Here is a 20,358-nt window from a genome sequence, read left to right as displayed (position 1 = left end):
GGCCGGGCGTCGTCGTCTCGGGGGAGGGCGGTTCAGCTCCCGCCCTCGGGCAGGGGCGGGAGGTCGTCCTTGAGCGCCATGATGTCGCTGGGGGCGTCGCCGGGATCATGGGTGATATGGACCACGGCGTCGCTGAGCAGCTCCGGCCAGGCGTCACGCAGGGCCGCCGGGGTCACGGCCAGCACCCGCTCGGCGAGCCGCTGGCGCTCGTCGAAGGCGGTGTCGTCCATGGCCAGTGCCCGCCACAGCCGGTTGGTGCGCTCGGCCAGGCCGGTGTCGCGGCGCAGCAGGTCGTCGTGTACCGCCTGGCGGTAGGGGGCCAGGGCCGCCTCATCCAGCTCCTCGAGGTGGGCGCCGAAGGCCGTCAGGAAGGCGTCGATGCGTGACTGGATGGTGCTGCTGTCGGTGTCCGGGGACTGCACCAGCAGGCCGATACCCGGCGCATCGAGCAGCGGCCGGTAGCCGGCGTTGACCACATAGCCCAGTTGCTGCTCGGTGCGCAGCTGTTGGTAGAAGGGGGTCTCGAGCAGGCGCCCCAGCACCGCCAGCCGGGCCTGGCTGTCCAGTGAGCGGTCCGGCCCCTGCAGGTAGCGCATCACCAGGAACTCGTCCCGGGCGGTATCCGGCGTCAGCTCGGGGAGGTCGCGACTGGCCTGCAGCGGGGTCAGCTCGGGAATGGCGCTCTCCGCCAGCTGGGGGGCCAGGGTCTCGGCCACCCGCTGCGCCTGCCGGGTGGCCGCCTCGCGGCCCAGGTTGCCCACCGCCATGGCCTCCAGGTGCAGCTCTCCGAGGAAGGCCTCGCGGTAGTCGCGCAGCGCCTGGGCATCGACGTCCTCGAGGGCCGCCAGCAGGGCCTCGGTGGGCCACTGCGGGCGGATCAGCGTCTCGGCCAGGGTGCGGTCGGCCTGGCGGTAGAGCGATTCCTGGGGGGCGTTGCGCCACTCGCGCTGCAGCCGGTGGCGGACCCGCGCCACGCTGTCGGCGTCGATCTCGCCCTCGGCCAGCTGCTCGAGCACACGACCGATCAGGCGATCCTGGCGGTCACGCCAGCCGGAGAACGATAGGGTGATGCCGCGGGCATGGGCGTAGGCCTCGAAGCCGTGACCGGCCAGCCGTGCCGGATACAGCGCTCCGTTGAGGCTGTCCTGGAGCCAGCCGGCCAGCAGGCGCGCCATGGCGGCCTGGCGGGCATCGCGGCCCGAAGCGGGGTGCTGCAGGTTGAAGCGCCACTCCACGCGGGGCGTGTCGAAGCTGGCATCGCGCATGTGCCAGAAGCTGAACGCGGGCGTGTCGATCCGTTGCACCGGGGTGTCGTCCTGGCCGGCCAGCAGCGTCAGGTCCTCGGCGATATAGGGGTTGGGATCGGGCAGCTGCAGCCCGGCCAGCGGCTTGGCCGTCGCCTCCTGGGTGGGGTCGAGGGGGGTCCAGGGCGTGTCGAACCAGGGCGAGGTGCGCTCGCCTTCCACCTCGGGGCCGGCATACAGTCGCAGCATGTTGTCCGGCCGCAGGGCCGAGAGCCAGGTCTCGACCTGAGCCGCGTCGAAGGCGTCCATGCGATAGGGGGCGTAGTTGGCGTCCTCGAGGGGATAGTAGGCCAGGTTCATCGACAGGCGCATGGCATCCTGCAGCGGCGCGCCATGCTGCTGGAAGCGGAACTCCTGCTCGGCGAGCCTGGCCTGCTCGTCGTAGCGCCAGGCCTCGACGCCGTCGCGGCGGATGGCCGCGATGGCGTCGAACAGCGTCGCCTGGATGCGGGCGATGTGCTCGGCCCCGTCCGGCGTCAGGCTGATGTCGACACGGAACAGCGCCTGCTGGCCGTCACCGTGGGTCACCCCGGCGGAGAGGCCGTCGGCCCAGCCGGCCTCGCGCAGCACGTCCAGCAGGCTGCCGTCGCCCTCGTGACCGAGCAGGTTGGCGAGATAGCTGGCCGGCTTGTGGCGATAGGCCGTCTGGGGGTCCGGTACCGGGAAGTGGAAGGTCAGCTGGCGGCTGTCGCGCAGCGAGCGCAGCTCGGCGGCGGCGGGCAGCTGCTCGGGGATGACCAGGGGCGTGGCGATCTCCGGGCGGGACAGCTCGCGGTCGGGCACGTCGGCGAAGCGCTCGCCGACCAGGGCCGTCAGCTCGTCCAGGGGCTGGGGGGCGACCACGGCCAGGTGCATGACATTGGCGCCGTAGTGGGACTCATAGAAGCCGATCACCCGCTCACGCAGGTCGGGCTCGCCCGCGGGACGGTCGGCCAGGGTGTCGCGGCTGCCCACCGAGAAGCCGGTGGTGGGGTGGGCCGGGTTGAGCAGTCGGTCGAGGACGTCGTTTTGGCGCCGTGCCTCGTCGCGCTTGCGGGCCATGTACTCCGAGTGGACCACCTGGCGCTCGCTCTCGAGCCGGTCGGCGTTGAACAGCGGGTCGACGAAGAAGCGGCTGAAGCGGTCCAGGGCGCCGGCCAGGGCGTCGGGCTCCACCGAGAAGAAGTAGTTGGTGTCGCGGGGGGCGGTGAAGGCGTTGTGCTGGCCACCATGGCGGGACAGGTAGCCCTGGTAGGCATCGGCCGCCGGGTAGGTCTCGGTGCCCAGGAACAGCATGTGCTCGAGGTAGTGGGCCAGGCCGGGCAGGTCCTCCGGGTCCTGGGCGCTGCCGACATCCACGTTCAGCGAGGCGGCGGCCTTGTCGGCCTCGGGATCGCTGACCAGCAGGACGGTGAGGCCGTTGTCCAGGGTCAGCACGCGGTAGTCGCGATCGTCCACCGGGCTGACCCGGGGCTTGGTCACGGCCTCGACGTTGCCCGAGTCCGGCTGGGCGGCGGCGAGTCCCGGCAGCAGCGCCGTGGCGAAGGCCAGCGAGGCGGCCAGGGAGGTGCGCAGTGGTCGAGTCATCGTCTCTCCTGTTCGGGTGTCAGGCGCAGCATGGGGCCGATGGGATGGGCGCAGGCCGCATCCCGGTTGCCGGGATCATTCACTCGTCTTGATACCGGAAAGGCGCCCAACAGTTCCCCGGGAGCCGGGATCAGCAGGGCGCGCCGCTCCTCGGCCGGGGTCTCCGGGGCCAGCCAGCGCTCGGCATCGTCCGCGGCGATCACCGCCGGCAGGCGGTCGGTGAGCGGCGCCAGCAGGTCGTTGGTGGGGACCGTGATCAGCGCCAGGGAGTCCGCGTGCTCGGTCAGGCTGGTGTGAAAGCGGCACCAGAGCCCGGCCAGCAGCAGCGGGCCGCGGTCGGTCCGGGTGACCAGGAAGGGCTGCTTGGCCCGGGGCTGCGCCTTCCAGACATAGACACCGCCGGCGGGCACCAGGCAGCGCCGGGCCGCGAAGGCCTCGCGGAACATGGCACGGGATTCCAGGGACTCGGCGCGAGCGCAATGGGGTGCATGGTCGAGCACCTTGAGCCAGGGCGGCGTGAGCCCCCAGAAGGCGCTTCCCAGTCGCGGTCGCCCGGCCTCGAGGCGGATCAGCGACAGTGGCCGGCGCGGCGCCAGGTTGGCCCCGGTGATCGGCGTCTCGTCCACCGTCAGGCCCGGCAGCAGGCGGTCGAGGTCGAGCGGGGGGATATAGAGTCGGCCGGCCATGGAACCTCCGGGGAGATGGGGCGCCAGAGTAACCAAGACGTCTCGCCGAGGAAAGCGCCGGCCTCGCCGGGCTTGCGTTGGTGCGCAGGCACGATATGCTAGCGGAAACAGTGTTCGACTGACGTGATATGGTATTCAGGGGGTGGCCGCGTGCCGTCCCCTCCCTCCCCCGTTCCGCGAGGAATTCGATGGCTCGTCCCAGACAGCATGCCCCCGAGGCCCTACATGCCCAGGTGATGGCCGCCTGCGACACCTGGCTGCAGGATCGGCCGGTGCACACGCTGTCCCTGCGTTCCCTGGCCCGGGACGTCGGCTGTGCGCCCAGCACCCTGCTCAAGCTGTACGGCAGCTTCGGCAATCTCCTGCAGCACGTGAACCTCGAGTCCCTGGCGCGCCTGCGCACGGCCATCGACCCGCTGCTCGACGAGCAGCTCCCGGAGGCGCGGCTCAAGGCCCTGGCGATGGCCTACTGGCAGTTTGCCAGGGATGACGCCTTCCGCTGGCAGCTGCTGTTCGACTACCCCCTGGCCCAGGAGGGCGAGCTGGATCGTCGCCAGAGCGACATGATCGAGGCGCTCTTCCTGCGGGTGGAAACCACGCTCAAGGAGTATCAGCCGGCCTTGGGCGACCTCGAGGCACGGCGCTTGGGGCGCACGCTCTGGGGCAGCGTCCACGGGCTCGTGCAGCTGGGACTCAACGAGCGCCTGGGCTACTGGCAGAGCGAGCCCCTGGAGGTGGACGAGCTCCTCGACCAGCTGCTATCGACCCTGCTCGCCGGCCTGAAGGCGAGGCCCGACGGCTCGTGACGCTGCTGCTGTGGGGGGCGCCGGCTGCCTTGCTGGCCGCCGTCTGCTGGCGGCTGGCGCGCGCTCCCCGGCCGGCGATCCGTCGCCTGGTGTTCTTCGTCGTGCACCTGCTCTACCGGCTGCGCTTCCGGGGGCGTCGCCATATTCCCGCCTACGGCCCCGCCCTGGTGGTCTGCAACCATGTCAGCTTCGTCGACGCCCTGGTGGTGGGGGGGGCCAGCCCACGCCCGCTGCGCTTCCTGATGGATCGGCCGATCTACGAATCCCGGGGGCTGCATTGGTTGTTCAAGCTGGTCGGGGCGATCCCCGTGGATTCCGAGCGGCGGGATCCCGGCGAGCTGCGCCGGGCCCTCGAGCAGGTCAGCCAGGCCCTGCGCCAGGGCGAGGTGGTGATGCTGTTCCCCGAGGGGCGCCTGACGCCGGATGGCGAGGTGCAGCCCTTCCGTCGCGGCCTGGAGCTGATCCTGGCTCGGGATGCGGTGCCGGTGGTGCCGGCGGGGCTGGCCGGGCTGTGGGGCTCCTGGACCTCCAATCATGGCGGGCGGGCGCTGTCCAAGCGGCCGCGGCGCTTCCGGGCGCGGGTGGCGCTCTACTTCGGCGAGCCCCTGCCGCCCGAGGCGGCCGGGCGCGAGCGGGTCGAGGCGCGGGTCCGGGCGCTCAAGGCCGAGGCCGACGACTGGGTCGCCGGGCGCTGAGTTCAGGCCTGGGCGGCCACCATGGGGCGGCGCAACGCCTGCCAGCAGCGGGCCGAGGTGATCAGGTTGTCGCGTACCTCGAGGATTTCCATGCGCACCGCGCCGATCTGCAGGCAGGCGGGGCCGTCCGGGAAGGATTCCAGGTGCTCGAGGATCAGGCCATTGAGGGTCTTGGGGCCGTCGGTGGGCAGCTGCCAGCCCAGCGACTTGTTGATATCGCGGATGTTGGCGGTGCCGTCGATGATGTGACTGCCGTCCTCCTGGGGGTGGATCTCCTGGTCCTGGCCGGCCACGTCGGTGGTGAACTCGCCGACGATCTCCTCGAGGATGTCCTCCAGGGTCACCAGCCCTTCCACGTCACCGTACTCGTCCACCACGATGCCGATGCGGCGTTTCTGCTTCTGGAAATTGAGCAGCTGGGTGTGCAGGGGAGTGGACTCGGGGATGAAGTAAGGCTCGCGGGCCTCCTGGACGATGGCCGCCTTGGTCACCTCGCCCCGTGACAGGAAGCGTGCCGCGTTGCGCAGGTGCAGCATGCCGATGATGTTGTTGATGTCGCCCTTGTAGATCGGTACCCGGGTGTGCTGGCTGGTGCGGATCTGGGTGAGGATGGCCTCCAGGTCGTCGTCCAGGTCGATGCCGGCCACCTCGTGGCGCGGCACCATGATGTCGTTCACCGTGACGTTCTCGAGATCGAGGATCGACACCAGCATGGCCTGGTGGCGCCGGGGGATCAGCGGCCCGGCCTCGTGGACCACGGTGCGCAGCTCGTCCCGGGTCAGGTTGTCGCCGCCGGCCTCGAGGGTCTTCACGCCGAGCAGGCGCAGCAGGCCGTTGGAGATGGCATTGACCAGCCAGACCAGCGGGTAGAGCAGCTTGAGCAGCGGCTCCAGCACCAGCGAGGCCGGGTAGGCGATGCGCTCGGGCTTCACTGCGGCGTAGGTCTTGGGGGTGACCTCGGCGAAGATCAGGATCACGATGGTCAGGATCAGTGGCGCCACCGCGGGGCCGGTCACTTCGCCGAAATAGTGGATGGCCAGCACGGTGGCGATCGCCGCCGCCAGGTTGTTGACCAGGTTGTTGCCGATCAGGATCACACCGATCAACCGGTCCGGGCGGCCCAGCAGGCGCATCACGCGCTGGGCCCGACCCTCGCCGCTGTTGGCCCGGTGACTCAGCCGGTAGCGGTTGATCGACATCATGCCGGTCTCGGAGCTCGAGAAGAAGGCGGAAAGGCAGATGAGCAGCAGCAGCAGGCCGAACAGCAATCCCAGCGGGAAGTCGTCGCTCAAGTCGAAGGGTCCTCAATCGCGTATCAGGCTCGAGTTGTAGGGATAGGGCCGCACGGTGTCAAGGAACACCGGCCTCAGCCACGACCGAGTAGCACCTCGAGGACGAACTTGGTGCCGAAGTAGGCGAGCAGCAGCGCCAGGTAACCGCCCAGCGTCCAGCGCACCGCGCGCATCCCGCGCCAGCCCAGCCAGTGGTGGCCGGCCAGCAGGGTGGCGAAGAGCACCCAGGCGATCAGCGACAGCACCGTCTTGTGGACCAGATGCTGGGCGAACATGCTGTCGACGAACACGAAGCCGCTGGCGATCGACAGGGTCAGCAGGACCATGCCGGCCCAGATCAGCTCGAAGAGGATGCGTTCCATGGTGGTCAGCGGCGGCAGCGACTGGACCACGCCGCGGATATGATGGTGGCGCAGCGCCTGGTTCTGGACGCCGAGCAGGATCGCCTGGACGGCGGCGATGGCCAGCAGCGCGAAGGCCAGGGCCGAGCTCAGCGCATGCAGGGCGATGCCGGGGGTCATGCCCGTGGCGCGCTCGGGGCTGGGCAGTTCGGTGGCCAGCAGCAGGGTCAGGCCGGCCACGGGGAACAGGCCGGCGGCGACATTGAGCACCGGCTTGAACAGGCTGACGATGAGCAGCACCAGCACCGCCAGGGCGCTGGCCAGCACGACGCTGGTGGACAGTCCCGGCAGCAGCGACTGCCCCTGGTCGAGCAGGCCGAAGGCCAGCGGCAGGTGAAAGAGCAGGCCCAGGGCGCCGAAGCTGCGTACCAGCACGGCCCGCGGAGGCACCCGCCGGGCCAGGCTCAGGCCCTGCCAGGAGGCGGCCGCGATATAGAGGATGAAGGCCATGATGGCAAGTGGGAGCGCGTGCATCGATTGCTGTCCGTGCGCCTTCGCCAGCATCTGGCGAGGTGGAATGGAGCGGTCACTATACCGAATCCTCCCCGTGGCGCACAGCCGGGCGCGGCGCTCGCGGCATGGAGACTCGCGGCCACAAGGCGTATAATTTTCGGCCATTGCAGGAAAACCCCCACGCCCGTGTCGGCACGGACGATTTCCGGCGGTTTTCCCGGCCATCGTTTGCGGAGAGGCCCCATGTTCCAGAATCTCAGCGATCGTCTGTCCCAGACGCTCAAATCGATCAAGGGTCAGGCGCGCCTGACCGAGGACAACGTCAAGGACACCCTGCGCGAGGTGCGCCGCGCCCTGCTGGAGGCGGATGTCGCCCTGCCGGTGGTCAAGGCGTTCATCGACCGGGTGCGCGAGCGCGCCGTGGGCCAGGAGGTGTCGAAGAGCCTCTCCCCGGGCCAGCAGTTCGTCAAGATCGTCCAGCAGGAGCTCGAGGCGATCATGGGCGAGGCCAACGAGGGCCTGACCCTGAAGAGCACGCCCGCGGTGGTGCTGATGGCCGGCCTGCAGGGCGCGGGCAAGACCACCTCCGTGGCCAAGCTGGCCCGCTTCCTGCGCGAGCGCGAGAAGAAGAAGGTGCTGGTGGTCTCCGCTGACGTCTACCGGCCGGCGGCCATCGACCAGCTGGAGACCCTGGCCGGCGAGGTGGGCGTCGACTTCTTCCCGTCGCGCTCCGACCAGCAGCCGGTGGCCATCGCCGAGGCGGCGATCAAGCACGCCAGGATCCAGTTCCACGACGTGGTGCTGGTCGACACCGCCGGCCGGCTGGCCATCGACGAGGCCATGATGGCCGAGATCCAGGCCCTCAACGCCGCCGTGACCCCGGACGAGACGCTGTTCGTGGTCGACGCCATGACCGGCCAGGATGCCGCCAACACCGCCAAGGCCTTCCACGAGGCGCTGCCGCTGACCGGGGTGATCCTCACCAAGGCCGACGGCGATGCCCGGGGCGGCGCGGCGCTGTCGGTGCGCCACATCACCGGCAAGCCGATCAAGTTCATGGGCGTGGGCGAGAAGGTCGATGCCCTGGAGCCCTTCCATCCGGACCGCGTGGCCTCGCGCATCCTCGGCATGGGCGACGTGCTGTCGCTGATCGAGGAGGCCGAGCGCACCGTCGACAAGGGCAAGGCCGAGCAGCTGGCCAAGAAGGTCAAGAAGGGCGACGGCTTCGACCTCGAGGACTTCCGCGACCAGCTCCAGCAGCTCAAGAAGATGGGCGGCATGGGCGGCCTGCTCGGCAAGCTGCCCGGCATGGGCCAGATGGCCGAGATGGCCCAGGGGCCGGGGCCCGAGAAGGAGATGGGCAAGCTCGAGGCACTGATCAACTCGATGACCCCCCAGGAGCGCCGCAAGCCGGAGATCATCAACGGCTCACGCAAGCGCCGCATCGCCGCCGGCGCCGGCCTGCAGGTGCCCGACCTCAATCGTCTGCTCAAGCAGCACAAGCAGATGCAGAAGATGATGAAGAAGGCGGGCAAGAAGGGCGGCATGCAGAAGATGATGCGCGGGATGTCCGGCATGATGGGCGGCGGCGGCCCGGGTGGCCCCGGCGGCATGGGTGGCCCGGGCGGCATGGGCGGCCCGGGCGGCCTGCCGTGGCGCTGAGGCGGCCGGCGGCGGCCCCTCGGGGCTAAAAAGGTTTCCAAGCCGGGGAGATTTCCGTAGAATGCGGCGTCTTCACTGGCAGGACCGCGATGCATCGCGGTCATCGTCGTGACCGAACGACCCGGCGGCACGCCTCCGGCGTGCGGTCGAACCGATTGTCGAGGGCCGAGGCCCCGACCGACAACCTCCGTAACTCAACCGAAGGACAGTCAACGCATGGTTACCATTCGTCTGGCACGTGGTGGCGCCAAGAAGCGTCCCTTCTACCACCTGACCGTGACCGATTCCCGCAAGTCGCGCGACGGTCGTTTCATCGAGCGTCTGGGCTTCTTCAACCCGGTGGCCCGTGGCCAGGAAGAGCGTCTGCGCATCGACCTCGACCGCATCAGCCACTGGCAGGAGCAGGGCGCCCAGCTGTCCGGCCGTGTCGCCGAGCTGGTCAAGGAAGCCCGCAAGCAGGCCTGAGTGCCTGACGCAGCCGAATGTCTGACGCAGGATCGCCGATGAGCGCAAGCGCCGAGCGAGGCCCGGCCGACGATCACGTGGTGCTGGGCAAGCTGACCAGCCCCTACGGCGTCAAGGGCTGGCTCAAGGTGTATTCGTACACCAGCCCCATGGAAGGCATCCTCGACTATGAGGCCTGGGTGCTGCGTCATCAGGGGCGCCTGGTCCGCTATCGTCTCTCCCAGGGGCGTCCCCATGGCAAGGGCCTGGTGGCCCGCCTCGAGGGGGTCGACGGGCGTGAACAGGCCGAGGCCCTGGCCGGTGCCGAGATCCTCCTGCCCAAGGCCGAGCTGCCCGAGCTCGACGGCGACGACGAGTTCTACTGGCATCAGCTCGAGGGGCTGAAGGTGGTGACCGACGGCGGCGTGCCGCTGGGACGCATCAGCTACCTGTTCGAGACCGGCGCCAACGACGTCATGGTCGTCAAGGGGCGCGACGGCGACGCCGTCGACAGCCGCGAGCGGCTGCTGCCCTACCTGCCCGGCGAGGTCGTGCGTGACGTGGACCTCGAGGCCGGCGTGATGACCGTCGACTGGGATCCGGAGTTTTGAGCCGGAGCGACGCGGCGATGTGGATCGGCGTGGTGTCGCTGTTTCCCGAGATGTTCGAGGCCCTGACGGCTCAGGGCGTGACGGGCAGAGCGGTGGAGCAGGGGCGCATCGCCCTGGAGTTCTGGAACCCCCGGGACTACGCCACCGACCGGCATCGCACCGTGGACGATCGCCCCTATGGCGGCGGCCCGGGGATGCTGATGAAGGTCGATACCCTGCGCTCGGCGATCCACGATGCCCGCGCGCGGGCCGAGGACGCCACCGGGCAGCGCCCGAGGGTGATCTACCTGTCCCCCCAGGGACGGCGGCTGGATCAGCGCGGTGCGCAGGAACTGGCGGAAGGTCCCCCTGTGGTGGTGGTGGCCGGACGCTACGAAGGCATCGATGAGCGGGTGGTGGAAGCCGACATCGATGAGGAATGGTCGATCGGCGACTATGTGCTGAGCGGCGGCGAGCTGCCGGCCATGGTGCTGATCGATGCCGCGGCAAGGCTGGTCCCCGGGGTACTGGGGCATCAGGATTCCGCGGTCGAGGACTCCTTCAACGACGGGCTGCTGGACTGTCCGCACTATACGCGCCCCGAGATCATCGACGGGCGGCGGGTGCCGGAGGTCCTGCTCAGCGGCCACCATGGCGCCATCCGGCGCTGGCGGCTGAAGCAGTCCCTGGGGCGGACCTGGCTCAGGCGGCCCGACCTGCTGGAAGGCAGGACGCTGAGCGCCGAGCAGCAGGCCCTGCTCAAGGAGTTCATCGAGGAATACGCGCTGTCCACGAGGTAGGTCAGGGCGGAGGTGCAGGACGCGCCCCGAGGGGCGACGGACCTGTGTCACCAACAGGACTCCCGCGCGTCGACGCGTTCGAGCGCCGGGATCACGATTCGTCGGCCACCCACTGCCGGACCGTCGAGTCAACGAATGTTATCGAGGAGTTATCGTCATGAGCAGCAAGAACAAGGTGATCCAGGCGCTCGAAGCCGAGCAGATGAGCAAGGAAGTCCCCGCCTTCGCCCCGGGTGACACCGTGGTCGTCCAGGTCAAGGTCAAGGAAGGCAACCGCGAGCGTCTGCAGGCGTTCGAGGGCGTGGTCATCGGCAAGCGCAACCGCGGCCTGAACTCCGCCTTCACCGTGCGCAAGATCTCCCACGGTGTCGGCGTCGAGCGTACCTTCCAGACCTACAGCCCGCTGGTCGACTCCATCAGCGTCAAGCGTCGCGGTGACGTCCGCCAGGCCAAGCTGTACTACCTCCGCGAGCGCAGCGGCAAGTCCGCCCGCATCAAGGAAAAGCTGGCCTGAGGCAGGCGCCCGCCGGCATGCGATGACGTGGCGTCCTAGCCCGCATCGACAGCGCAACCCCGTCACCGCGACCGCGGGGCGGGGTTGCGTCGTTCCGGGGCCCCGCACGGAGGAGTGCCATGACGGCCAAGCCTGACGACCAGTCCCTGATCGACGCCTTCCTCGATGGCCTCTGGCTGGAGCAGGGCGTCAGCGACAACACCCTGGCGGCCTACCGTCGCGACCTGCTCGCCTGGGCGGCCTGGCTGGCGGAGCAGGGCGAGGCGCTGCTGGCTCCCGGGCCCGAGACCCTGACCGCCTGGCTCGAGACCCGCCGCGAGGCCGGCTACCAGCTGCGCAGCAACGCCCGGCTGCTCTCCAGCCTGCGACGCTTCTATCGCTGGGCCCTGGCCGAGCAGCGGATCGACCAGGATCCCCTGGCCGAGGTGCGCCTGCCCCGGGTCCGCCCCTCGCTGCCCGATACCCTGGAGGAGGCCGAGGTCGAGCGGCTGCTCGAGGCTCCCGATCTCGACACCGACCTGGGCATGCGCGACCGGGCCATGCTGGAGGTGCTCTACGGCGCCGGCCTGCGGGTCTCCGAACTGGTGGGCCTGACCACCGATGCGCTGAACCTGCGCCAGGGGGTGGTCCGGGTCCGCGGCAAGGGCGACAAGGACCGGCTGGTGCCGCTGGGCGAGGAGGCCCTGGACTGGGTGTCGCGCTACCTGCGCACCAGCCGCGGCGCGCTGATGCGCGATGTCACCCGCCCGGCGCTGTTCCCCGGGCGCGGCGACGCCTGCCTGACCCGCCAGGCCTTCTGGCACCGCATCAAGGCCCACGCCCGCGTCGCCGGCATCGACCGTCCGCTGTCGCCGCATACGTTGCGGCACGCCTTCGCCACCCATCTGTTGAATCATGGGGCCAATCTGCGTGTCGTACAGCTGCTGCTGGGCCACAGCGACCTTTCGACCACGCAGATCTACACCCATGTGGCGCAGGTCCGGCTCGAGGCCCTGCACGCCGACCATCATCCCCGAGGCTGAATCATGAGAGTATCGACCCTAGTCTTCGCCGCCGCCCTGGCGCTGCCCACCCTGGCCCAGGCCGATGCCGCCGAGCGCCTCGCCGAGCGGCTCGAGGTCAACGGCCAACGCATGCCGGTGGAGCAGGTGGAGGAGACGCCGCTGGCCGGCCTCTTCCAGGTGCGCCTGGAGACCGGCGAGACCTTCTACACCGATGCCACGGGCGACTACTTCCTGGTCGGCGACCTCTACGAGAACGCCGAGGACGGGCTGGTCAACCTCACCGAGCAGGCCCGCAACGCCGAGCGGGCGGCGCGCCTCGCCGAGATCCCCGAGGCGCAGCGGGTGATCTTCCGCAGCACCGTCGAGCCCCGCGCCCGGCTGGTGGTGTTCACCGATACCACCTGCCCCTACTGCCGCCGGCTGCACGAGGAGGTCCCGCGGCTCAACGAGATGGGCATCGAGGTGGATTACCTGGCCTTCCCGCGGGCGGGCATGAACTCGCCCGGCGCCCGGCAGATGCAGCGGGTCTGGTGCGCCGCCAACCCCAGCGAGGCGATGTCGGCCGCCAAGCGCGATGATGCTCTCGAAAGCGACGCAGACTGCGACAATCCGGTCGAGGAACAGTATCATCTGGGCATGGAACTCGGTGTCCAGGGGACACCGGCCATCGTCCTGCCCGATGGGCGCCTGGTGCCCGGCTACGTGCCGGCGGAGCGCCTGGTGGCCATGCTCGGACTGAACGACTGACCGCCGCGCCGACGAGCGCCGGCGGCGGGCCCCCAGGGGCCTCCAATGCTGTGACACACGCCAGAAAGGGGGAATGACATTGAAACCGGTGAGAGTGGGAATCTGTGGCCTGGGCACCGTCGGGGGCGGGACCTTCAACGTGCTGACACGCAACGCCGACGACATCGCCCGTCGCGCGGGGCGGCCCATCGTGATCGAGCAGGTGGCCTACCGCACGCCCAATCCCGAGTGTGACGTCACCGGCATCAAGACCACCCAGGACGTCTTCGAGGTGGCCTCCAATCCCGACATCGACGTCGTCGTCGAGCTGATCGGCGGCTATGAGGTGGCCCGCGAGCTAGTGCTCACCGCCATCGAGAACGGCAAGCACGTGGTCACCGCCAACAAGGCGCTGATCGCGGTGCACGGCAACGAGATCTTCAAGGCGGCCCACGAGAAGGGCGTGATCGTGGCCTTCGAGGCGGCGGTGGCCGGCGGCATCCCGGTGATCAAGTCGCTGCGCGAGGGCCTGGGCGCCAACCGCATCGAGTGGCTGGCCGGCATCATCAACGGCACCGGCAACTTCATCCTCACCCACATGCGCGACGAGGGTCGGGCCTTCGAGGACGTGCTCGCCGAGGCCCAGGCGCTGGGCTATGCCGAGGCCGACCCGACCTTCGACGTGGAAGGCATCGACGCCGCCCACAAGCTGACCATCCTGGCCTCCATCGCCTATGGCGTGCCGCTGCAGTTCGAGAAGGCCTACACCGAGGGCATCTCCCGGGTGACCGCCGAGGACGTCGAGCAGGCCGACAACCTCGGCTACATCATCAAGCACCTGGGCATCTCCAAGCGTACCGAGGCGGGCCTCGAGCTGCGCGTGCATCCGACCCTGATTCCCAAGGAGCGGCTGCTGGCCAACGTCCACGGCGTCAAGAACGCCATCGCCGTGATGGGCGATGCCGTGGGCCCGACCCTCTACTACGGCGCCGGCGCCGGCGCCGAGCCCACCGCCTCGGCGGTGGTGGCCGACGTGCTCGACGTGGCCCGGGACATCGCCACCGACCACCACTACCGGGTGCCCTACCTGGCCTTCAGCGGCATCGGCGAGAACGCCGACCAGCCGCCGATCCTGGCCATGGAGGAGATCAGCACCGCCTACTACCTGCGCCTGCTGGCGGTGGACCGCCCCGGCGTGCTGGCCCGGGTCGCCACCATCCTCTCCGAGGAGGGCATCTCCATCGAGGCGTTGATCCAGAAGGAGGCCACCGAGGGCGAACTGGTGCCGATCATCCTGCTGACCCATCGCACCCGCGAGAAGCACATGAACGAGGCGATCCGCAAGATCGAGTCGATGGCCGACATCGCCGGCTCGGTGACGCGGATTCGGGTCGAGTCGCTGGACGAGCAGGAGTAAGGCATGCGCTACATCAGCACGCGCGGGCAGGCGCCCGCGCTGTCCTTCGAGGAGGTCGTGCTCACCGGCATGGCCAGCGACGGCGGCCTCTACGTGCCCGAGGCCGTCCCCCAGCTGAGCCACGAGGACCTGGCCGACATGGCCGGGTGCTCCTATGCCGAGATCGCCTTCCGGGTGATGAAGCCCTACGTGGGCGGCGAGATCGACGACGACACCTTCCGCGAGATCGTCCGCGACGCCTATGCCACCTTCAGCCACGACGCCGTGGTGCCGCTCAACCAGCTCGACGCCAACCACTTCCTGCTCGAGCTGTTCCATGGCCCGACGCTGGCCTTCAAGGACGTGGCGCTGCAGCTGCTCGGCCGGCTGCTCGACCACTTCCTGCAGAAGCGCGGCGAGCGCGCCGTGATCATGGGCGCCACCTCCGGCGACACCGGGTCGGCGGCCATCGAGGGCTGCCGCCACTGCGACAACCTGGACATCTTCATCCTGCATCCCCACCAGCGGGTGTCCGAGGTGCAGCGCCGCCAGATGACCACGGTGCTGGCCGACAACGTCTTCAACGTCGCCATCGAGGGCAACTTCGACGACGCCCAGGCCATGGTCAAGGCCAGCTTCGCCGACCAGGGCTTCCTGAACGGCACCCGCCTGGTGGCGGTGAACTCGATCAACTGGGCGCGCATCATGGCCCAGATCGTCTACTACGTGGCCTCCGCCGTGGCGCTGGGCGCGCCGCACCGCAAGGTGAGCTTCTGCGTGCCCTCGGCCAACTTCGGCAACGTCTTCGCCGGCTACATGGCCTATCGCATGGGCCTGCCGGTGGAGCGTTTCGTGATCGCCACCAACGCCAACGACATCCTGCACCGCACCCTGGCCGACAACGACTTCTCCAAGCAGGAGCTGGTCGCGACCCTGGCGCCGTCCATGGACATCGTGGTGTCGTCCAACTTCGAGCGCCTGCTGTTCGAGGCCTACCAGCGCGACGGCGCGGCCGTGGCCGAGCTGCTCGAGCGCTTCCAGGACGAGCCCTCGGCGCTGGCCGAGGCGCCGCTGGCGCGGCTGCGCGAGATGTTCGCCAGCCACAGCATCGACGACGCCACCATCCTCGAGGTGATCCGCGAGGCGCATCACCGCACCCAGGAGATCCTCGACCCGCACACCGCCACCGGCTATCGCGCCGCGGAGCGGCAGCGCGGCGACGCGTCCGTGCCGATGGTGACCCTGGCCACCGCCCACCCGGCCAAGTTCGCCGAGGCGGTGGTCAAGGCCGGCTTCCCCGGCGTGCCGCTGCCGCCGCACATGGACGACCTGCTGGAACGCGAGGAGCGCTACACGGTGCTGCCGGCGGAACTCGCCGAGGTACAGCGCTTCGTCGCCGAACAGCGTCGCTGAGGCATCGCCCGTCCCCCCGAGACGCCCGGTACGCCGGGCGTCTTGCCGTCACGCCCCGGAGAGCCCGTGGATATCGCATCGCCCCCGTCCGTTCCCGCCGCCTCGCTCAAGCCACGCATCCTGCCGCGTCCCCGGGACGCGGCCGTGGAGGCCCGCGCCCTGGCGGAAGGGCTCACGCCGCTGCAGGCCCGGGTGCTGGCCGGCCGGCTGCCCGGCTACGAGGGCGAGCTGGCGCCGCTGGTCACGCCGAGCCTGCGTCACCTGGCGCACCCCGAGCGGCTGCGGGACGCCCGCCGCGCCGCCGAGCGCATCGCCCAGGCGGTGGTCGACGGCGAGCACATCGGCATCCTCACCGACTACGACGTGGACGGCATCACCTCCCATGTGGTGATCCGGCGGACCCTGAACGAGCTGTTCGGGGTGCCCGAGTCGCGCCTGCACAGCCTGATCGGCCATCGCATCCATGACGGCTACGGCATCAGCCTGCCGCTGGTGGAGCGCACCCTGAAGCTTTCGCCGCGGCCGAGCCTGGTGATCACCGCCGACTGCGGCAGCTCAGATGAGCCGCGTATCGCCAGGCTCGAGGCGGCCGGCATCGACGTGGTGGTCAGCGACCACCATGCGCTGCCGGTGGAGGGGCCCCCGGCCTCGGCCTATGCCACCGTCAACCCGACCCGGGACGACTGCGACTACCCGGACCCGACCATCGCCGGCTGCATGGTCGCCTGGCTGGTGATGTCGCTGGCCCGCGGCGTGCTGATCGAGTGGGGCGTGTTGCCGGTCGCCACGCCCAAGCTCTCGCCCTGGCTGTCGTACGTGGCGCTGGGCACGGTGGCGGACTGCGTGTCGCTCGGCGGCAGCGCCGCCAACCGGGCGGTGGTGGCCCAGGGGCTGACCCTGATCAACCGCATGGAGGCGGCCTGCTGGCGAGCCATGGCCGAGCGGCTGGGCGCCGACAGCGTGCCCTTCGATGCCGAGACCCTGGCCTTCCAGATGGGGCCGCGCATCAACGCCCGCTCGCGGCTGGACGATCCCTACGCCGCCCTGCACTTTATGCTCGCCACCGATGACGCCACGGCGGCGCGCCACCTGGAGACGCTGGATCAGGACAACCAGTCGCGCAAGGCCATCGAGGCGGAGATGACCGAGCAGGCCAAGGCGCTGGCGATGCCCCAGCTCGCCGCCGAGGCCCCGGCGCTGGTGGTGTTCCTCGAGGAGGGGCACCCGGGCGTGCAGGGCATCGTGGCCTCGCGCCTGGTGCAGGCCTACGGCCGGCCGACCCTGGTGCTCACCCCGGCGGCCCAGCCGGGCATGCTCACCGGCTCCGGCCGCTCCATCGAGGCGTTGCACCTGCGCGATGCCCTGCAGCGCACCTTCGAGCTGGCGCCCGAGGCGCTGCCCCGCTTCGGCGGGCACCGTGGCGCCGCCGGGGTGGGCGTGCCGCGGGAGGCGCTCGAGGCCTTCCGCGAGGCCTTCCTGCGGGCCGTGGGGGAGCAACTGGGCGACGCCGAGCTCGGCCCGCGGGTGTTCATCGACGGCGAACTCATCGCGGACCAGCTGGCCCTGTCGACCCTGGACGAGCTCGAGGCCCTGGGGCCCTATGGCCGGGAGTTCGACGCGCCGCTGTTCGAGGGAAGCTTCCTGGTGGAGCGGCTGCGTCCGGTGGGCGCCGACGGCAGCCACCTGATGCTCGAGCTGTCCTCCGGCGCCGTCGCCGTGCGGGCGATCTGGTTCCGGGCGCTGACGCCGGGGGAGGTGCCGGCCTTCGGCGTCGGCGACCGGCTGCGCTGCGCCTTCAAGCTCAATCGCAACCGCTGGCGGGGGCGCGAATCCCTGCAGCTGATGATCGAGCACGCCGAGCCCCTGGGCTGAGCCTGGTTGACTGCGGCGCAACATGGCGCCGGGTATCCGCCGGCCTCCCATCCCGCTCGCGAAGGACACCCCAAGGCCCCCAGGCGCTGCCCAGCGACCCGCTGACGTTCGACGAAATCTTCTGGCCATGCTGCTGGGGACTTGGTGCGTGGCCCCCGGCGCCACTGCCATATTACGGCGACGCTGCTCACGGGCAGCACCGCCGGCATGGCGCGGCGGCAGTACGGCAGCGGCTGGAGCTTCGGGCTGCTGTTCTTGCTGATCAAGCTGCCGTTCTATGCCCTGACGATCCGCCGGATGGGCTGGATTCACCCTGCGTACCTTCGTGGCCATCGGCCTGGTCTCGCTGGATCGCAATCGACCAGCTGCAGCCGCTGTATGCGGCCCTGATGGGCGGCAGCCCGATCGGCCTGGGCATGCTGGTGCTGTTCCGCCACCGTACCAGCCTCGGCGGCATCAATATCCTCGCGCTCTTCCTGGAACAGCGCCATGGCTGGCGCGCCGGCTAGGTGCAGCTGGGCATCGATGGGGGGAGCCTGCTGGTGGCCTTCTTCATGCTCCCCCTGGACCGGGTGGCGCTGTCGGTCTTCGGCGCCTTGGCCCTGAACATGATCATCGCCCTGAACCACAAGCCGGGGCGCTATCTGGGCGTCAGCTGAGCGCAGGGACGCCCCCGGGGCAGGCCGCGTGATCGAGGGGGAGCCCCCACAGGCAGGTGCCGTCGTCCCGCCTTATCCCATGGCGGCGGAACGCTGCTCTCGATACTCCTCCATCTCGACCCGACCGAGCCTCGGCGTCAGCCGGCACTGCTGCTGTTCCCAGGGGTAATCCATCTGCGCCTTGAGCAATTCGGCGCCCTCTCCCGCCCTCCAGGCCACGATATCGAGATTGCGCCAGTAGCGCGGATCACGACCCGTCTGGCGATCCTGCGCTGCTGTCACGGGATCGCGATCCCGGAAGGGCTCCAGGCGCGGCACGTCGGGCAGGGGCTGGGAGACATCCATATAGCGCTGGAGCATGTCCCATTGCGCATGGACCTCCTGCTTGTGGATCACCGTCTGACTGAACGACGTATGGTGGAATTCCTTGCCGGTGTAGCGATGTACCAGCATTAGCTTGTAGAACACCCCGCCACGCTGGATAACGCGCTCGACATAGCCATCGAATTCGACAAAGGGGGCGACAAGGGGAGCTTTCTTCTTCCCTTGAGCCATGCTGACAAGCCCGGTTTGGCGGTTGAACTCGCTACACCGATTCTCGGTGTAGCGATCAAACCATCTTTTAAACCATGAATGAAAAGGCTCACAAATCTTAACAACAAGACTCATAAGGGGTTGCGTGAAATACACAGTAGAAAAAATGGAAACAAAAACCCCTACCCCTATTATAACAACAGCCAACACCCCACCCAGAACAGTCCCTCTGAAAAAAACTGCGGCACATGCAAAGCCACATATAGGAAAAAACCTAAAAGACTCATCATTAAAACAACTGGAGCCGCCATCAATAAAACAGAAAGCCGTGACTTGCTCTTCAGAAAGCGAATTTTTTCGTGATCCCACCACCAATCCTGGGATTGATAGAAGCTTGGATCCTGAGCCTCTTGATACTGCAACAATTCTGCATCGTCACAGAGCTGCTGCTGGGGATCGATACCGGCATAGTCACCAAACGGCAGCAGGTCTTCTCCCGTTCGCTCACGAGCCTTAGGAGGCGCGGGCAGCGACGGAATGGCCGCAGCGCGATAGGCGCCAGACGCCGATGTAGAAGCTGAAACCGTTATACCGCCCCCTCAGCAAGCTGCTCACGATACCGCGACCCGAGCCTAGGCGTCAGCCGGCACTGCTGCTCTTGCCAGGGATAATCCATCTGGGCCTTAAGCAGGGCGGCACCCTCTCCTTCTTTCCAGGCCTCGATATCGAGATCACGCCAATATCGCGGGTCACGCCCCGTCTGGCGGTCATGCTCTGCGGTCACAGGATCGCGGTCCCGGAAGGGCTCCAGACGAGGCACATCAGGCAGGGGCTGGGAGACATCCATATAGCGCTGCAGCATGTCCCACTGGGCGTGAACCTCCTGCTTGTGCGTTACCGTCTGGCTAAACGACGTATGGTGGAATTCCTTGCCGGTGTAGCGATGTACCAGCATTAGCTTGTAGAACACCCCGCCGCGCTGGACCACGCGTTCGATATAACCATCGAATTCAACAAAGGGGGCGACAAGGGGAGCTTTCTTCTTCCCTTGAGCCATGCTGACAAGCCCGGTTTGGCGGTTAAATTCACTGCAGCGATCTTCGGTGTAGCGATCAAAACGTTGCTGGAAAAAGGGTTCGAGAGGTTTCAGCAGCCAAGCTATACCGTTTATGGTCCATTGGGTAACAGGGGGAGCAATAAAGGCTATAGACGGTATCCCAATCAAAACGACAAAAACTCCAAGCGTAAACCCCACACCGGAATCACTTCCGAAAAAGCTCGACAAGCTCATCCCTAAAAATATCGTAACTCCGAAAAGAAAAATAAAAATGAGCACTGGAACCAACATCAGCAGGATAGATAGCCCAGCCCCACTTTTAATAAACCGAATCCGCTGATGATCCCACCACCAATCCTTGGATTGATAGAAAGCCGGATCCTCTTTTTCCTGATACTGCACCAGTTCGGCATCATCACTGAGAGTTATCGTCAAATCTGGTGGATGGCGGTCAGGCCGCATTCCTGTCTGATTGATCGGCTAC

At 68.3% G+C, this 20,358-nt stretch carries 19 protein-coding genes; 13 read left to right on the top strand and 6 right to left on the bottom strand.

Annotation, left to right across the window (positions count from 1 at the left end; genetic code table 11):
* Window positions 1–32 precede the first annotated feature (32 nt).
* The gene (locus QWY76_RS05295) at window positions 33–2,870 is read right to left on the bottom strand and encodes an insulinase family protein (RefSeq protein ID WP_290310065.1); all 2,838 of its coding nucleotides are present in this window, start codon (window positions 2,868–2,870) and stop codon (window positions 33–35) included.
* Complete coding sequence (locus QWY76_RS05290) at window positions 2,867–3,556, bottom strand: SOS response-associated peptidase (RefSeq protein WP_290310064.1); 690 nt, start codon at window positions 3,554–3,556, stop codon at window positions 2,867–2,869. The genes QWY76_RS05295 and QWY76_RS05290 overlap by 4 nt, the downstream gene beginning before the upstream one ends.
* Before the next feature lie 188 nt (window positions 3,557–3,744).
* Between QWY76_RS05290 and QWY76_RS05285 the strand changes: the two genes are divergently transcribed.
* On the top strand, window positions 3,745–4,362 hold the full coding sequence (locus tag QWY76_RS05285; RefSeq protein ID WP_290310063.1) for a TetR/AcrR family transcriptional regulator: 618 nt from the start codon (window positions 3,745–3,747) through the stop codon (window positions 4,360–4,362).
* Between the two features lie 5 nt (window positions 4,363–4,367).
* Window positions 4,368–5,057 (top strand): 1-acyl-sn-glycerol-3-phosphate acyltransferase, encoded by a 690-nt coding sequence (locus QWY76_RS05280; protein WP_435388953.1) that lies wholly within the window; start codon window positions 4,368–4,370, stop codon window positions 5,055–5,057.
* A 2-nt stretch (window positions 5,058–5,059) separates the two neighbouring features.
* Here the strand turns inward: QWY76_RS05280 and QWY76_RS05275 are convergent, their stop codons facing one another.
* Window positions 5,060–6,349 carry an HlyC/CorC family transporter gene (locus QWY76_RS05275; RefSeq protein ID WP_290310062.1) on the bottom strand — a complete coding sequence of 430 codons (1,290 nt, stop codon included), beginning with the start codon at window positions 6,347–6,349 and terminating at the stop codon, window positions 5,060–5,062.
* A 74-nt stretch (window positions 6,350–6,423) separates the two neighbouring features.
* Window positions 6,424–7,224 carry a cytochrome C assembly family protein gene (locus tag QWY76_RS05270; protein WP_290310061.1) on the bottom strand — a complete coding sequence of 267 codons (801 nt, stop codon included), beginning with the start codon at window positions 7,222–7,224 and terminating at the stop codon, window positions 6,424–6,426.
* A gap of 222 nt (window positions 7,225–7,446) precedes the next feature.
* Here QWY76_RS05270 and ffh point away from each other — a divergent pair, with 222 nt between their 5' ends.
* The 11 genes from ffh (at window position 7,447) to QWY76_RS05215 (ending at window position 18,283) form a co-directional block, all read left to right on the top strand.
* Window positions 7,447–8,865, top strand: a complete 1,419-nt coding sequence (ffh, locus tag QWY76_RS05265) for a signal recognition particle protein (RefSeq protein WP_290310060.1) — start codon at window positions 7,447–7,449, stop codon at window positions 8,863–8,865.
* 216 nt (window positions 8,866–9,081) lie between these two features.
* A complete protein-coding gene (gene rpsP / locus QWY76_RS05260; protein ID WP_126483793.1) occupies window positions 9,082–9,330 on the top strand; it encodes a 30S ribosomal protein S16 in 249 nt (82 codons plus the stop codon).
* A gap of 38 nt (window positions 9,331–9,368) precedes the next feature.
* The gene (gene rimM, locus QWY76_RS05255) at window positions 9,369–9,920 is read left to right on the top strand and encodes a ribosome maturation factor RimM (protein ID WP_290310059.1); all 552 of its coding nucleotides are present in this window, start codon (window positions 9,369–9,371) and stop codon (window positions 9,918–9,920) included.
* 17 nt (window positions 9,921–9,937) lie between these two features.
* Window positions 9,938–10,699: a tRNA (guanosine(37)-N1)-methyltransferase TrmD gene (gene trmD / locus QWY76_RS05250; protein ID WP_290310092.1), complete on the top strand. Its 762-nt coding sequence runs from the start codon at window positions 9,938–9,940 to the stop codon at window positions 10,697–10,699.
* A gap of 157 nt (window positions 10,700–10,856) precedes the next feature.
* Entirely contained in the window at window positions 10,857–11,213 is a 357-nt protein-coding gene (gene rplS, locus QWY76_RS05245; RefSeq protein WP_023005502.1) for a 50S ribosomal protein L19, read from the top strand.
* 119 nt (window positions 11,214–11,332) lie between these two features.
* Entirely contained in the window at window positions 11,333–12,235 is a 903-nt protein-coding gene (gene xerD, locus QWY76_RS05240; RefSeq protein WP_290310058.1) for a site-specific tyrosine recombinase XerD, read from the top strand.
* A 3-nt stretch (window positions 12,236–12,238) separates the two neighbouring features.
* Window positions 12,239–12,964: a DsbC family protein gene (locus QWY76_RS05235; RefSeq protein WP_290310057.1), complete on the top strand. Its 726-nt coding sequence runs from the start codon at window positions 12,239–12,241 to the stop codon at window positions 12,962–12,964.
* 79 nt (window positions 12,965–13,043) lie between these two features.
* Entirely contained in the window at window positions 13,044–14,360 is a 1,317-nt protein-coding gene (locus tag QWY76_RS05230; protein ID WP_290310091.1) for a homoserine dehydrogenase, read from the top strand.
* Between the two features lie 3 nt (window positions 14,361–14,363).
* Window positions 14,364–15,752: a threonine synthase gene (thrC, locus tag QWY76_RS05225; protein ID WP_290310056.1), complete on the top strand. Its 1,389-nt coding sequence runs from the start codon at window positions 14,364–14,366 to the stop codon at window positions 15,750–15,752.
* Window positions 15,753–15,818: 66 nt separating this feature from the next.
* Window positions 15,819–17,624 carry a single-stranded-DNA-specific exonuclease RecJ gene (locus QWY76_RS05220; protein ID WP_290310055.1) on the top strand — a complete coding sequence of 602 codons (1,806 nt, stop codon included), beginning with the start codon at window positions 15,819–15,821 and terminating at the stop codon, window positions 17,622–17,624.
* 509 nt (window positions 17,625–18,133) lie between these two features.
* Window positions 18,134–18,283, top strand: a complete 150-nt coding sequence (locus tag QWY76_RS05215; RefSeq protein WP_290310054.1) for a hypothetical protein — start codon at window positions 18,134–18,136, stop codon at window positions 18,281–18,283.
* Between the two features lie 72 nt (window positions 18,284–18,355).
* Here QWY76_RS05215 and QWY76_RS05210 read toward each other — a convergent pair whose 3' ends face one another.
* Both QWY76_RS05210 and QWY76_RS05205 read right to left on the bottom strand, forming a co-directional pair.
* Window positions 18,356–19,186, bottom strand: coding sequence for a hypothetical protein (locus QWY76_RS05210; protein WP_290310053.1), 831 nt, complete (start codon window positions 19,184–19,186; stop codon window positions 18,356–18,358).
* Window positions 19,187–19,403: 217 nt separating this feature from the next.
* The gene (locus QWY76_RS05205; RefSeq protein WP_290310052.1) at window positions 19,404–20,336 is read right to left on the bottom strand and encodes a hypothetical protein; all 933 of its coding nucleotides are present in this window, start codon (window positions 20,334–20,336) and stop codon (window positions 19,404–19,406) included.
* Window positions 20,337–20,358: the final 22 nt, after the last annotated feature.

Origin of the sequence: Halomonas maura (assembly GCF_030409305.1) — a bacterium.
Classification (GTDB): domain Bacteria; phylum Pseudomonadota; class Gammaproteobacteria; order Pseudomonadales; family Halomonadaceae; genus Halomonas; species Halomonas maura.
This window is presented reverse-complemented; position numbering and strand designations above follow the sequence as displayed.